12 protein-coding genes are annotated in these 13,959 nt (G+C 72.2%); 3 read left to right on the forward strand and 9 right to left on the reverse strand.

Annotation, left to right across the window (positions count from 1 at the left end; translation table 11 throughout):
- From mraY to ACU4ZT_RS09860, 8 genes are all read right to left on the reverse strand, one after another.
- On the reverse strand, positions 1–1,110 hold the full coding sequence (mraY, locus tag ACU4ZT_RS09825; RefSeq protein ID WP_063072119.1) for a phospho-N-acetylmuramoyl-pentapeptide-transferase: 1,110 nt from the start codon (positions 1,108–1,110) through the stop codon (positions 1–3).
- A complete protein-coding gene (locus ACU4ZT_RS09830; protein ID WP_063072120.1) occupies positions 1,104–2,513 on the reverse strand; it encodes a UDP-N-acetylmuramoyl-tripeptide--D-alanyl-D-alanine ligase in 1,410 nt (469 codons plus the stop codon). The genes mraY and ACU4ZT_RS09830 overlap by 7 nt, the downstream gene beginning before the upstream one ends.
- A gap of 1 nt (position 2,514) precedes the next feature.
- Positions 2,515–4,059: a Mur ligase family protein gene (locus tag ACU4ZT_RS09835; protein WP_270981729.1), complete on the reverse strand. Its 1,545-nt coding sequence runs from the start codon at positions 4,057–4,059 to the stop codon at positions 2,515–2,517.
- A 12-nt stretch (positions 4,060–4,071) separates the two neighbouring features.
- Positions 4,072–5,853 carry a peptidoglycan D,D-transpeptidase FtsI family protein gene (locus ACU4ZT_RS09840; RefSeq protein WP_063072122.1) on the reverse strand — a complete coding sequence of 594 codons (1,782 nt, stop codon included), beginning with the start codon at positions 5,851–5,853 and terminating at the stop codon, positions 4,072–4,074.
- Positions 5,854–5,944: 91 nt separating this feature from the next.
- The gene (locus ACU4ZT_RS09845) at positions 5,945–6,619 is read right to left on the reverse strand and encodes a cell division protein FtsL (protein ID WP_063072123.1); all 675 of its coding nucleotides are present in this window, start codon (positions 6,617–6,619) and stop codon (positions 5,945–5,947) included.
- Positions 6,616–7,572 carry a 16S rRNA (cytosine(1402)-N(4))-methyltransferase RsmH gene (gene rsmH / locus ACU4ZT_RS09850; RefSeq protein WP_270981726.1) on the reverse strand — a complete coding sequence of 319 codons (957 nt, stop codon included), beginning with the start codon at positions 7,570–7,572 and terminating at the stop codon, positions 6,616–6,618. The genes ACU4ZT_RS09845 and rsmH overlap by 4 nt, the downstream gene beginning before the upstream one ends.
- Before the next feature lie 103 nt (positions 7,573–7,675).
- Positions 7,676–8,107 carry a division/cell wall cluster transcriptional repressor MraZ gene (mraZ, locus tag ACU4ZT_RS09855; RefSeq protein ID WP_063072125.1) on the reverse strand — a complete coding sequence of 144 codons (432 nt, stop codon included), beginning with the start codon at positions 8,105–8,107 and terminating at the stop codon, positions 7,676–7,678.
- 341 nt (positions 8,108–8,448) lie between these two features.
- Complete coding sequence (locus ACU4ZT_RS09860; protein WP_081235069.1) at positions 8,449–8,841, reverse strand: DUF3040 domain-containing protein; 393 nt, start codon at positions 8,839–8,841, stop codon at positions 8,449–8,451.
- Positions 8,842–8,918: 77 nt separating this feature from the next.
- Between ACU4ZT_RS09860 and ACU4ZT_RS09865 the strand changes: the two genes are divergently transcribed.
- Entirely contained in the window at positions 8,919–10,040 is a 1,122-nt protein-coding gene (locus ACU4ZT_RS09865; protein ID WP_063072126.1) for a polyprenyl synthetase family protein, read from the forward strand.
- Between the two features lie 32 nt (positions 10,041–10,072).
- Here the strand turns inward: ACU4ZT_RS09865 and ACU4ZT_RS09870 are convergent, their stop codons facing one another.
- Positions 10,073–10,414 (reverse strand): Rv2175c family DNA-binding protein, encoded by a 342-nt coding sequence (locus ACU4ZT_RS09870; RefSeq protein WP_063072127.1) that lies wholly within the window; start codon positions 10,412–10,414, stop codon positions 10,073–10,075.
- 223 nt (positions 10,415–10,637) lie between these two features.
- On the opposite strand from ACU4ZT_RS09870, the gene ACU4ZT_RS09875 reads away from it, so the two are divergent.
- Together ACU4ZT_RS09875 and pknB are read left to right on the forward strand one after the other, a co-directional pair.
- Positions 10,638–11,906: a LysM peptidoglycan-binding domain-containing protein gene (locus ACU4ZT_RS09875; protein WP_445337087.1), complete on the forward strand. Its 1,269-nt coding sequence runs from the start codon at positions 10,638–10,640 to the stop codon at positions 11,904–11,906.
- 82 nt (positions 11,907–11,988) lie between these two features.
- Positions 11,989–13,938 (forward strand): Stk1 family PASTA domain-containing Ser/Thr kinase, encoded by a 1,950-nt coding sequence (gene pknB, locus ACU4ZT_RS09880; RefSeq protein ID WP_063072129.1) that lies wholly within the window; start codon positions 11,989–11,991, stop codon positions 13,936–13,938.
- The last annotated feature ends 21 nt before the right edge of the window (positions 13,939–13,959 follow it).

The raw sequence follows: 13,959 nt of genomic DNA on the forward strand, positions 1-13,959 counted from the left end.
CTACTGCGTGATCCATTCCAGGTAGAAGGTGCCGACGCCGGCCGCGACCAGCAGGCCGGCGATGATCCAGAAGCGCACGACGACCGTGACCTCCGCCCACCCCTTCAGCTCGAAGTGGTGGTGGAGCGGGCTCATGAGGAAGATGCGCTTGCCGTGCGTGAGCTTGAAGTAGATGCGCTGCAGGATCACCGAGCCCGCGACGATCACGAACAGGCCGCCGATGAAGACGAGCAGCAGCTCCGTGCGGCTGAGGATGGCCAGGGCCGCGAGCGCGCCGCCGAGGCCGAGGGATCCGGTGTCGCCCATGAAGATCTGCGCGGGCGACGTGTTCCACCAGAGGAAGCCGATGAGGGCGCCGACGATGGAGGCCGCGATGATCGCGAGGTCGAGCGGGCTCGCCACCTCGTAGCAGCGGTACTCGTTCTGGTAGCTGGAGACGCTGTCGCACGACTGGTTGAACTGCCAGAAGCCGATGATGACGTAGGAGCCGATCGAGAAGATCGACGCGCCCGCGGCCAGGCCGTCGAGGCCGTCGGCCACGTTCACGCCGTTCGAGGTGCTCGCGACGATGAGGCAGATCCACACGATGAACAGCGCCGTGCCGATGACCGCGCCGAGCGCCATGAAGTCGAGCGGCAGGTCGCGGAACAGGCTGATGGCGGTCGATGCCGGCGTGAGGCCGGAGACCGGGTCGCGCAGCGTGATGGCGAGCACGGCGAACACCGCGGCGACGAGCACCTGGCCGGCGACCTTCTGCCAGCCGCCCAGCCCGAGCGACTGCTGCTTGCGCGTCTTCAGGTAGTCGTCGAGGAAGCCGACGAAGCCGAGGCCCACCATCATGAACACGACCAGCAGACCCGACGGCGTCACGGGGTCGAAGCGGATGCCGTCCCACGTGAGCAGGTGCCCCGCGAAGTACCCGAGCACGCTCGCCAGGATGATGACGATGCCGCCCATGGTGGCCGTGCCGCGCTTCGTGTGGTGCGTCTGCGGGCCGTCGTCGCGGATGAACTGGCCCCACTGCAGCCGGTGGAACAGCTTGATGAACAGCGGCGTGAGGAAGAGCGTGAAGGCGAGCGAGAAGGCGCCCGCGAAGAGGAGGGCTACCACGAGTGCTTCTCCCCCAGCTCGTCGCCGAGGAAGCGCAGCCCGGCCGAGTTCGACGACTTGACGAGCACGAGGTCGCCCTCGCGGAGGATCCGGTCGAGGATCTCGCGGGCCTCGTCGACGTCCTCGGCGAAGATCGACTCGCCGTCCCACGAGCCCTGCGCGATGGCCTCGAGGTGCAGGCGGCGCGCGGCGCGGCCGACCACGACGAGCTGCCCGATGTTGAGGCGCACCGCGAGGAGGCCCACGCGGTCGTGCTCCTCCTCGGAGAACTCGCCGAGCTCGCTCATCTCGCCGAGGACGGCGACCGTGCGCTGGTCCGGGCCCTTGATCTGCGCGAGCGTGCGGAGCGCCGCCGCCATGGAGTCGGGGCTCGCGTTGTAGGCGTCGTTGATCACGGTGACGCCGTTGCCGCCGAGCACCTCCATGCGCCAGCGCTCGGCGCGCTGCACGGTCTGCAGCGCGGAGACGATGGCGTCGCCGTCGACGCCGAGCGCCCAGGCGCCCGCCGCCGCGGCCATCGCGTTCGTGACGTGGTGCTCGCCGAGCACGCGGAAGGACACGGGCCGCGCGGATCCGTCGGGCAGGTGCAGGGTGAAGGTCGTGCCCGCGGCGGACGCGACGATGTCGGTCGCGCGCACCGCGGCGCGCGCGTCCCGCCCGAACCACAGCACGGGCGCGTCGGTCTTGTCGCTCATGGAGGACACGCGCGGGTCGTCGGCGTTGAGCACGGCCGTGTCCTCGGGCAGGAGGTCCTGGACCATCTCGGTCTTGGTGCGCAGGGTCTGCTCGATGCCGCCGAAGCCGCCCGCGTGCGCGAGCCCCACGGTGAGCACGATGCCGACGTCGGGCTTCGCCATGCGCACGAGGCGCGTGATCTCGCCGGGCCCGCTCGCGCCCATCTCCGCGACGAGGAAGCGCGTGGTGCGGGTGACCTTGAGCATCGTGAGCGGCGCGCCGACCTCGTTGTTGAAGGACGCGACGGGGGACACGGTCTCCCCCTGCGTGGCGAGGATCGCGTGCAGCAGGTTCTTGGTGGTGGTCTTGCCGTTCGAGCCGGTGACCGCGACCATGCGCAGGCCGCCGAGCGCGCGCACGCGGGCGACGACCTCGCGCGCGAGCACGCCGAGCGCGTCCACGACATCGGGCACGAGCACCTGGGGCACGGGCAGGTCGAGCTCCCGCTCGACGAGCAGCAGGGCCGCGCCGGCCTCGACGGCGTGCGGCGCGAAGAGGTGGCCGTCGGTCTCCTCGCCCGGCTTGGCGACGAAGATCCCGCCGGGCTCGATGAGCCGGCTGTCGGTGTCCACCGCTCCGTCCACGACGGTCTGCGGGGTCGCGTCGCCGCGCAGCAGGAGGCGGCCGCCGACCGCGTCGGCGATCTCGGCGAGGGTGAGGGCGATCATGTCAGCTCCAGCCTGCGTCGCGGAGGGCCGCGCGCGCGTCGTCACGGGCGGAGAACGGGATCTTGCGCCCGGCCACCTCGTGGTAGTCCTCGTGCCCGGGTCCGGCGACGAGGATGGTGTCCCCCTCGCCCACCAGCGACACCGCGGTGCGGATCGCGGTGGCGGGGTCGGGCACCTCGTGGATCTCGCGGTCGGGCACCGCGGCACGCGCCCCCGCGATGAGCGAGGCCCGGATCGACGCCGGGTCCTCGTAGCGCGGGTGGTAGTCGGTGATGACCACGACGTCGGCGAGGCGGGCCGCGATCGCGCCCATCTCGGCCCGCTTCGTGGTGTCGCGGTCGCCGTCGGCGCCGAAGACCATCACGAGCTTGCCGGGCGTGAACGGGCGCAGCGCCTGCAGCGTCTGCTCGAACGCGTCGGGCGTGTGTCCGTAGTCCACGAAGAAGAGGGGACCGGTCTCGCCCGACACGCGCTCGGCGCGACCGGGGATGTAGGCCCGGATGCCGCCGTCGCGGTCGAGCACCTGCGCGACCGCGTCGAGGTCGTAGCCCGACTCGACGAGCATGACGATGGCCAGGCCCGCGTTCGCGGCCATGAACCACCCGGGCACGGGGACGCGCGAGACGAGGACGCGGTTGTCGGGCCCCTCGAGGCGGAAGCCGGTCGAGTCTGGCGTCTGCTCGAGGACCGTCACGGTCCAGTCGGCCTCGACGCCGGGCTTCGAGGAGATCGTGGTGATGGGGATGCGGGAGCCGTCGACGATGCGCTGCCCCCACTCCGTGTCGAGCGACACCACGCCGCGGCGGGCGCGGTCGGGGTCGAAGAAGGCGGCCTTCGCGTCGAAGTACTCCTCGAAGTCGGCGTAGTCGTCGAGGTGGTCGTGGCTGAGGTTGATGAAGGCGGCCACGTCGAACACGAGCCCGTCCACCCGGTGCCGCGACAGCGCCTGGGCGGAGACCTCGATCGTGACGGCGCGGACCTCGGCCTCGCGCATCCGCGCGAGGAGCGCGTGCAGCTCGCTCGCTTCGGGCGTGGTGAGCCGGCTCGTGATGCTCTCCTCCCCGATCCTGCGCTCGGCCGTGGAGGTGAGCCCGGTGACGACGCCGAGCTGGCGGAGCAGCCCGTCGAGCAGGTAGACCACGCTCGTCTTGCCGTTCGTGCCCGTGACGCCGTAGAGCGTCGCCGGGTCCTCCGCGGAGCGGTGGACCCACGCCGCGATGTCGCCGAGGGCCGCCCGCGGGTCGGGGGTGAGGATCACGGGGAGGCCGGACCCCTGCGCGTCGGCCAGCCCGTCGGGGTCGGTCAGCACCGCGACCGCGCCGCTCGCCGCCGCCGCCGCCGCGAAGCGGGCCCCGTGGGCGCGCGCGCCGCGGAGGCCGACGTAGAGGTCCCCCGGCTGGACGTCGTCGGTCGACAGCGTCACGCCGGTGACCTCCACGTCGTCCACGTCGCCGACGACGTCGAGCGCGAAGTCGCGCACGAGGCCGGACAGCGACCGCGCGACGGGATGCTCGGGGCGGAGGGCGGGGGTGGCAGGGGAGGTCATCGCCCTCATCTCTCAGTAGGTCGTCGGGAGGTTCGGGGACGGCACGGTGGAGGGGGGCACCCGGTAGGTCTTCAGGACCTGGGACATGATCTTCTGGAAGACCGGGGCCGCGGCCGCCGAGGACTTTATGGTATCCGGATTGGCGAGGCTGATCGACACGACGTACTGGGGGTCCTCGGCCGGAGCCATGCCGGCGATCGAGACCAGGTAGTTCTTGCCGTACTTCCCGTCCGCCTCGGCGACCTGCGCCGTGCCGGACTTCGCGGCCACCCGGTAGCCCGGGATCGTCAGGTCCTTCGAGAGGTGCCCGCTGGTGACGACCGTCTCGAGCATGTTGACCGTGGAGTCGGCGGCCTGGGGCGAGATCACCTGCGAGCCCTCGGCCGACGGCTGGTGCGTCACCGTGCCGTCGGGCTGCTTGCAGCCGGACACGAGCGACAGCGGCAGCTTCACGCCGTGGTTGCCGATGGTCTGGTAGATGCTCGCGACCTGGAGCGCCGTCGTCGTGAGGCCCTGGCCGAACATGGTCGCGTAGTTCGTCTGCGGGTCCCACTGCTGCCACGGGCGCACGAGGCCGCTGCTCTCGCCCGGGAAGCCGATGGCCGTCTTCTCCCCCACGCCGAACGCCTTGAGGTAGTCGTAGCGCTCCGCGGGCGAGAGGCGCTCGCCGAGCGTCGAGATGCCCGTGTTGGAGGAGTCCATGAGGACGCCCGCGAGCGTGAAGCGCAGGTCGGGGTGCACGTAGCTGTCGCTGAGGTTCACGTTCGGCCGCGTGAACGTGTAGGGCGCCACCACGCGGGTGCCGGCGTCGGCCTTGCCCGAGTCGAGGAGACCCGCCGCCGTCACGGCCTTGAGCGTGGACCCGGGCTCGAACGCCAGGCTGAACGCCCGGCTCCCCCGGTCGTCCGGCTTCGTCGCCGCGACGTTGTTGGGGTCGACGGACGGGTACTCGGCGACCGCGAGGACCTTGCCGGTCTTGATCTCGACGATGGTGGCGTGCCCGTAGTCGGCGCCGACCTTGACGGCCTGCTCCGCCACAGCGGTCTGCGCGAAGTACTCGAGGTCGGTGTCGATGTTCGTCATCACGTCGCTGCCGTCCTTGGCCGGCTTCTGCGTGACGGTGCTCCCCGCGATGGCCACGCCGTCGGCGCCGCGCTCGTACGTCTGCGACCCGTCCTCGGCGGCGAGGCAGCTGTCGTACTCCTGCTCGAGGCCGGCCTTCACGCTGCCGTCGCCCGCGATGTAGCCGAGGACGCTGCCCGCGATCTGCCCGTTCGGGTACGTGCGGCTGGACACGGGCTGGAAGTAGATCCACGGGATCTTGAGGCCCCGCACCTTGAGGTAGGCGTCCACGTCGAGGCCCTTGGTCACGTAGGCGAAGAGGGACTTGGGGTCCTTGGCCAGCGCGCCCGTGATGATCCCGTGGATCTCCTCGGGCTTCTGCCCCGTGATGGCGGCGAGCTGGGCCTCCGCCTCGGCGAGCGTCACGGCCTCCTTGGCGGGCTTCCCGTCGGCTCCGGTCACGGTGCGGGTGAAGTCGCCGGCCTTCGACGGGTCCATCGTCACGTCGTAGCGCAGCACGCTGCTCGCGAGCACGTTGCCCTCGGCGTCGAAGATGCTGCCGCGCACGCCGGGGAGGGGCTGCTCGATGGCGCGCTTGCCGAGCGCGGCCTCGTTCAGCTCCGTGGCCTGGACCACCTGGATGTCGATGAGCTTGACCACGAACACCCCGATGACCGCGAGGATCGCGATGAGGGAGAAGGCGATGCGCCGTCGGTTCGAGATCGTGCTCACTCGGGGATTCCTCTCGGTGCCTGCGGTGCGGTGCTGTGCTCCGTCGGAGCGGTGTCGTGCGGGGGTCGCGCGCCCTCGGCGGGACGTGCGATCAGCGGGTCTTCGGGGTCGGGATCGCCGTGGCCGACGCTAGCCCCGAGGTCGCGCCGTCGGCGGGAGGCGCGCTCGGGGTCCCGGCGGTCACACCACCGGTGGCCTCGGCCGAGCCGGGGATGGCGGAGCCGGGGTCGACCGCGGCTCCCGCGTCGGGCGACGTCGCCGCCTTCAGCGCCGCGGCCCTCTTCGCGGGGTCGGCCTCGATGGTCAGCGGCACCCCCGCGAGCAGCGAGTTGCCGATGAGCGTGTCCGCGGTGAGCGCCGTCGTGGCGCCGTCCTTCGCCTGCGGCGTGCCCTGGACGGTGCCGTCCAGCGAGAGGAACGAGGGCGAGGCGCTGGCGACCATGCCGAGCGCCTGGGCGTTGCGCGCGAGGTTCTGCGGCGAGGACAGCCGGTCGACGTCCTCCGTGAGCGCCTGGTGCGTGCGGTCGAGCTCCCTCTGCTGCTGCTGCAGCGACGAGATGGCGTAGGCGCCGTCGGACAGCCCGATGGACAGCATGAGCTGGGCGAGCAGGAGGACGAACAGGCCGCCCACCACGATCAGGGCGTAGACGGTGCGCGGACGGGCGCGGCGCTGGTCGCGCGTGGCGACCACCTCGATGTGACGGGGCGCGGGCTCGGCGGACGGCCGGATCCGGGGACGCGCGGTCGCGCGTGCTGCATCGGTCATGCGTGTCGCCTCCTGGCTCGTTCGGCGGCGCGCAACCGGACGGATGCGGCGCGGGGGTTGCGGGCGATCTCGTCCTGGTCCGCGAGCTCGGCTCCGCGGACCAGGAGCTTGAGCTCGGGACGGTGCTCGGGCAGCTCCACCGGCAGGCCGACCGGCGCGGTGCTCGTCGACCGCGCGCGCAGCTCGCGCTTCACGATGCGGTCCTCGAGCGACTGGTAGGACTCGACGACCACGCGGCCGCCGACGGCCAGCCGGTCGACGGCGGCGGGCATGGCGCGCGCCAGGACGCTGAGCTCCTGGTTGACCTCGATGCGCAGCGCCTGGAAGACGCGCTTGGCCGGGTGGCCGGCCCGCTGCACCGCCGCGGGCGTCGCCTGCTGGATGATCTCCACCAACCGCGCCGAGGTCGTGATGGGCTCCACCTCGCGCGCTTGGACGATGCGGCTGGCGTAGCGCGGGGCGAGCTTCTCCTCGCCGTAGTCGTAGAAGATGCGGCGCAGCTCGAGCTCGTCGTACTCGGCGACCACCTGCGCGGCCGTCAGGCCCGCCGTGCCGTCCATGCGCATGTCGAGCGGCGCGTCCTGGGAGTACGAGAAGCCGCGCTCCACGCGGTCGAGCTGCAGCGATGAGACCCCGAGGTCGAAGAAGACGCCCTGCACCTCGCCGATGCCGAGACGGTCGAGCGCGCTCCCGATCCCGTCGTAGACGGTGTGCACGAGGTGGACCCGGTCGCCGAACCGCGCGAGCCGCTCCCCCGCGATGGCGAGGGCATCCGGGTCGCGGTCGAGGCCCACGAGACGCAGGCCGGGGAGCGCGTCGAGGAACGCCTCCGAGTGCCCGGCCATGCCGAGCGTGGCGTCGACCAGCACGGCGCCCTCCTCCTGGAGCGCCGGTGCGAGCAGCTCGAGGCAGCGCTCCAGCAGCACGGGGGTGTGGATGTCGTCGAGTGCCATGGCATCCCGATGCCCTGTCCGCGGCTCCTGATCCCCATCCGTCCCGACCTGCCACCGGGGAAGTGCGGCAGGGCGTCGGACGGCTGGGAGTCAGGGGCCGGGGTCAGAACAGGCCGGGGATCACCTCCTCCGCGGTGTCGGCGAACGCGCTCTCGTTGGCGGTGAGGTACTCGTCCCACGTGGCCGCGTCCCAGATCTCGACGCGGCTTCCCGCGCCGATGACCGCGAGCTCGCGGTCGAGGCCCGCGTAGGTGCGGAGGGCCTGCGGGATCGTGATGCGGTGCTGCTTGTCCGGCGTCTCGGCGTTCGCCCCGGACAGGAAGACGCGCATGTAGTCGCGCGCCTGCTTGCTCGCGAGCGGGGCCTGGCGCATGCGGTCGTGCAGCTCCTCGAACTCGCGCGTCGTGAACACGTAGATGCACCGGTCCTGGCCGCGCGTCATCACGACGCCGCCCTCGAGCTCGTCGCGGAACTTCGCGGGGAGGATGAGCCGCCCCTTGTCGTCGAGACGAGGCGAGTGGGTGCCGAGGAACACACCGACACCCCCTGTCTCTCCGGCCGTGGTTCAGGACTTGCTCCACTTTACTCCACAGCCCTCCACCCACCGCTAGGCGGCGCGCGTGAATGTCCGGTTCGCGACCGTGGTTCCCGCTGAACCAGCGGGATCCACGACGGGGAGGGATGTGGAGGACGGGTGCCCGCACGGCGCGCCGCGGGAGCACGACGACGCCCCCGGCCGCGCGGCGAGGCGCGATCGGGGGCGTCGGGGAGCCCGGTGGAGGGCGTCGGGGACGAGAGAAGGGGCCGGCCCCGGGTGCGGGGCCGGCCCCTTCGGGTCGGGTGGAGGGAGGTGGAGGACCCCCGCTCAGGGAGGCGTCAGTCCTGACCGCCCTGGCGCTTCTCCCAGCGCTCGTTGACGCGGTCCATGAAGGAGGACGAGCTGCGCTTGGCGGACGGCCGACGCGCGGCGCCCGGCGAGCCGGCGGAGGGCATGGACTCCGAGGAGCCGCCCCGCGGGCTGAAGATGAGGAGCGCCCCGACCATCATGACGGCGAAGCCGAGGACGCCGATGATGGCCAGCTTGGTGATGACGCCCGCGGCCAGGGCGGCGATGCCCAGCACGATGACGAGCACTCCCACGACGACCAGGGTGTAGTTCGGTCTGCTGCGACGGCCGCTGACGGTCGCCACGAAGTCTGCGTCGTTGTGATAGAGGCTTCGCTCCATCTCCTCCAGCAGGCGCTGCTCTTGCTCGGAAAGCGGCATCATGTTCCCCTCAGGCTCGGGACGACGCGTCGATGTTCACCTGTGGATTCTAGCTCCCCACCCCTGGCTAGGCTAGGAGGGTGCCCGAAAGCGACCGCCTCGTCAGCCACGTCCAGACCCGCCTCGACGACTTCCTGGCAGCGCAGGCGGCGGGGCTCCGGGAGATCAGCCCGGATCTGACGCCCGTCCACGAGTTCTCCGCGGATCTGCTGAGAGGGGGCAAGAGGTTCCGGGCGCAGTTCTGCTACTGGGGCTGGCGATCGGTCATCGACCTCGAGCCCTCCCCCGCCGGACGCCCTCCGGGCGCGGAGCGACCGGGCTACCGGGCGGTCGTCGGCGTCGCCGCCGGCCTCGAGGTGTTCCACGCCGCGGCGCTCGTCCACGACGACATCATCGACCGGTCCGACACCCGGCGGGGGCGGCCCGCCGCGCACCGCCGCCTCGAGGCGCTGCACGCCTCCCGCGGGTGGGGCGGATCCTCCGCCGCCTTCGGCGAGGCCGGCGCGATCCTCCTCGGCGACCTCCTCCTCGGGTGGAGCGACGAGCTCCTCATCGACTCGCTGCTGGCGCTGGCGGACGGATCCGCGGCCCGCGCCACCCGCGCCGAGCTGGCGACCATGCGCACGCAGGTCACTCTGGGCCAGTACCTCGACGTCCTGGAGGAGGTGGCGTGGCCCACTGTCGACGAGGACGAGACGCTGGCCCGGGCGCACAACGTGGTCGTCTACAAGTCGGCGAAGTACAGCATCGAGGCGCCGCTGGTCGTCGGGGCGAGCCTGGCCGGCGCATCACCCGAGCAGGTCGCCGCGCTCCGGGCCGTCGGCCTGCCCCTCGGCATCGCCTTCCAGCTGCGCGACGACGTGCTCGGGGTCTACGGCGACAGCGCGGTGACGGGCAAGCCGAGCGGCGACGACCTCCGGGAGGGCAAGCGCACCGTGCTCGTGGCGCTCGCCCGGCGACGGCTGCCCGACGGAGTGCGGCGCACCGTGGACGCGCTGCTCGGCGACCCGGAGCTCGACGACGAGCAGATCCGCGTGCTGCAGTCCATCCTCCGGGAGAGCGGCGCGCTCGACGAGGTCGAGGGGATGATCTCCCGCAACGTGCGGGAGTCCCTCGCCGCCCTGCGCGACGCCCCCATCTCGCCGCGGGCGCGCAACCAGCTGGAGCTGCTCGTGGACAGCGTCACCCGCCGCGTCACCTGACGGCGGACGCACGGCGTCCGCGGGTCAGCGAATCAGGCGCTCGCCTGCGCGACGCGCCGGACCTCGGCCTTGCGCCCGGCCAGCAGGGCGTCGATCGGCGCGGCGCCCAGGCTCGGCTCCTCGGTGAGGAGCCAGTCCATCGCCTCGTCGTCGTCGAAGCCGTTGTCCCCGAGGACGATGATCGTGCCGCGCAGCTCGGACAGCGGCTCGCCGTCGCGAAGGAAGACCGCGGGGACCTTCAGCACACCGTCGAGGCGGACGGCCAGCAGCCTCCGGTCCTCGATGAGCCGGCGCACGCGGCTGACGGTGAGACCCAGGAGGTCGACGAGATCGGGGACGGTCAACCACTCACGGTCGGCATAGGGCTCGTTCACGTGTCACATGCTGGCACGCCCGGAGCGGGAGCGGCCACCGCGGCGGGCGCTCCGGGCTCCCGGCGTCCACCATCGACCGGCCCGGGAACTGCCTATCCGCCGAATGCGCGTGTCGCTGATCACTCCAGTCACATCCATCACTTATGTGCACTCCGTGCGCGTTGCGTGTTAACGTGGAACACCTGCATCAGGGAATCGTGCACGACGGCCGGAGTAGACCAACATGCCCATGACCGACCCCACCCCTCCTCGCGACCCCCGCCGGTCCTCGGACACCTCCACCGGCCGGACGGCCACCCGCCGCTCCAAGGCGCTGCTGGCCACCATGCCCATCGTGCTGGTGGGGTCGCTCGCGGTGAGCCTCGGCATGGCGTCGCCCGCCGAGGCGGCTCCCGTCAAGCGGGTGCCCAAGGCCAAGTCCGGCCCCTCGCAGACCAAGCTGCCGACCGTCGCGGCGCCCGCCGCCGCCCCGGCCGCCGCGCCCATGGCCGCCACCCCCTCCTCCTACGTGGTCGAGCAGGGCGATACGGTCTCGAGCATCGCGGGGCGCTTCGGCATCTCCACGGCATCCGTCCTCGCGCAGAACGGACTCGGCTGGAAGACGACCATCTTCCCCGGGCAGACGCTCACCCTCGGCGGATCCGGCACCTCCTCGACGACGTCGAGCCCGGCCTCCGCGCCCACGGCAGCCGGCTCCCGCTACACCGTGGTCGCGGGCGACACCGTGACCGGCATCGCCGGCAAGCACGGCGTCTCGACGTCGGCCGTCCTGTCGGCCAACGGGCTGCAGTCCACGAGCAGGATCTTCCCGGGGAACCAGCTGACGATCCCCGGCGGCTCCGCGCAGGCCGCGGCGACCGCCCCCAGCGCCTCGCCCGCCGCCAAGTCCGGGCTGAGCGGCACCTACACGATCGCCACCGGCGACACCCTGCACAGCATCGCTGAGGACGCGGGCGTCACCGTGCAGGACCTGCTCAACGCCAACGGCCTCAACTGGTCGAGCATCATCTACGCGGGCAGCAAGCTGACCATCCCGAACGCCTCCGCGTCGGCCGTCCAGGTCGCCTCGCTGCACGGGACGACGATCATGACGGACGAGATGCGCACCAACGCCCGCATCATCGTCTCGGAGGGGCGGAAGGCGGGAGTCAACGACTACGGCCTGGTCATCGCGCTGGCCACCGCCGCGCAGGAGTCCACGCTCCGCAACCTCGACTGGGGCGACCGCGACTCCATCGGCCTGTTCCAGCAGCGCCCGAGCCAGGGCTGGGGCCAGCCCGCGCAGCTCCACGACCCGCACTACGCGGCGCGCGCGTTCTTCGGCGGCCCCGTCAACCCGAACCCCGGCACCACGCGCGGCCTCCTCGACACCCCCGGATGGAAGTCGATGACCGTCACGCAGGCCGCGCAGGCGGTGCAGTACTCGGCCTACCCCGACGCGTACGCGAAGTGGGAGGCGTCGGCCTGGGCCTGGATGGACGAGATCGGCTGACGCAGGCCGCCGTGCGGATCCGCGCCGCGTCGCTCCGGTGTGCCGGGGAGGCCCGGGCATCGGCCATCCCTAGAATCATCCAGTGACCTCCAGCCCGACCGACCCCATGATCGGCCGTCTCCTCGACGGCCGGTACCAGGTCAGATCCCGCATCGCGCGCGGCGGCATGGCCACGGTCTACGTGGCCACCGACCTCCGCCTCGAGCGGCGCGTCGCCGTGAAGGTCATGCACGGTCACCTCGCGGACGACAGCGCGTTCCGCGACCGGTTCATCCAGGAGGCGCGCTCGGCCGCGCGGCTCGCGCACCCGAACGTCGTCAACGTCTTCGACCAGGGCCAGGACTCGGACATGGCGTACCTCGTCATGGAGTACCTGCCCGGCATGACGCTGCGCGAGCTCCTGCAGGAGTACGAGCGGCTGACGCCCGAGCAGACCCTCGACATCCTCGAGGCCGTGCTCTCCGGGCTCGCCGCGGCGCACAAGGCCGGCATCGTCCACCGGGACCTGAAGCCCGAGAACGTGCTGCTCGCGGACGACGGGCGCATCAAGATCGGCGACTTCGGCCTGGCGCGCGCCGTCAGCGCCAACACCGCGACGGGGCAGGCCCTGCTCGGCACGATCGCGTACCTCTCCCCCGAGCTCGTCACCCGTGGCATCGCGGACACCCGCAGCGACATCTACGCCGTCGGCATCATGATGTACGAGATGCTCGCGGGCGAGCAGCCGTTCAAGGGCGAGCAGCCCATGCAGATCGCCTACCAGCACGCCAACGACCAGGTGCCGACGCCGAGCACGACGAACCCGTCGGTGCCCGTGGAGCTCGACGAGCTCGTGCTGTGGGCCACGGCACGGGATCCGGAGCAGCGTCCCCGCGATGCGCGCGCGCTCCTGGACGAGCTCTACGCCGTCCAGAACCGCCTCGACGCACGGTCCGGCGATCCCGCTCCGCTCCAGCGCACCGTCGTCTTCCCCAGCGCCCCGGCGCTGCCGCCCGTCACGACCGGCGAGACGCAGGTCGTGGGCGGCCCGCCCGTGCTGATGCGCGAGGAGGGCGAGCGCACGCAGCCCGACTCCGTGGTCGCTCTCGCGGCCGCCGGCTCGCGGCGCCGCTCGCGCGGGTGGGTCCTGGCCCTCCTCGTCGTCATGCTCGCCGCCCTCGCGGGCGGGACGGGCTGGTACTACGGTCAGGGCCCCGGCGCGCAGGTGCCCGTCCCCCGAGTGACGGCCATGGCCGTCGACGACGCGGCGGGCACCCTGCAGGGCCAGGGCTTCGTCGTGGCGCGCGCGGAGGAGCCGAGCGTCGACGTGGAGGTGGGGCACGTCATCCGCAGCGTCCCGGCCTCGGGCACCCCCGTCGACCAGGGATCCACCGTCACCGTCTACGCCTCCACGGGGCCGCGGCTCCTCCCCGTTCCCGAGGTCGTCGGCGCGGCGGAGGCCGACGCGCGCACCCGCCTGGAGGGGGTCCCCTTCGTCGTCCAGGAGGCGGTGGTCCGGCAGTACGGCGACGCCGCCGAGGGCACGGTCATCCAGGTGCTCGACGCCTCCGGAGCGCCCATCGGCGCGCAGTACCCCGAGCGGCAGGCGGTGACCCTGGTGGTCGCCGCCGGGAAGATCCCCCAGATCAACGGACGCTCGGTCGACCAGGCGAAGGCGACGCTGGCCCAGGCCGGGCTCGTCGGCGAGCCGGGCAAGCAGAGCTTCAGCGACGACGTCGACAAGGGCGAGGTCATCTCCGTCTACGCGCTCGACCAGAACCCGGTGCGCTCCGGCGCCGGCGGCGCTCCCGGCAGCAAGGTGGGCCTCGAGATCTCCAAGGGCCCCGACCTCGTCGCCGTCCCCGCGGTCGTCGGGCTCACGCGGGACGAGGCGAAGGCCGCGCTCGACAAGGCGGGCTTCAAGTACGCCTACTCGGCCTTCTGGGACGCGCTGCCCAACGGCATCACCCGGGTCGCGTCGGCGAGCCCGGAGGCGCAGGCGCTCGCCCGCCGCGGCTCGACGATCAACCTCGGCATCACCGCATCCGGCTAGCCGGGGGCCGCAGCTGCCGAC

The sequence above is a fragment of the Clavibacter davisi genome (assembly GCF_052751415.1).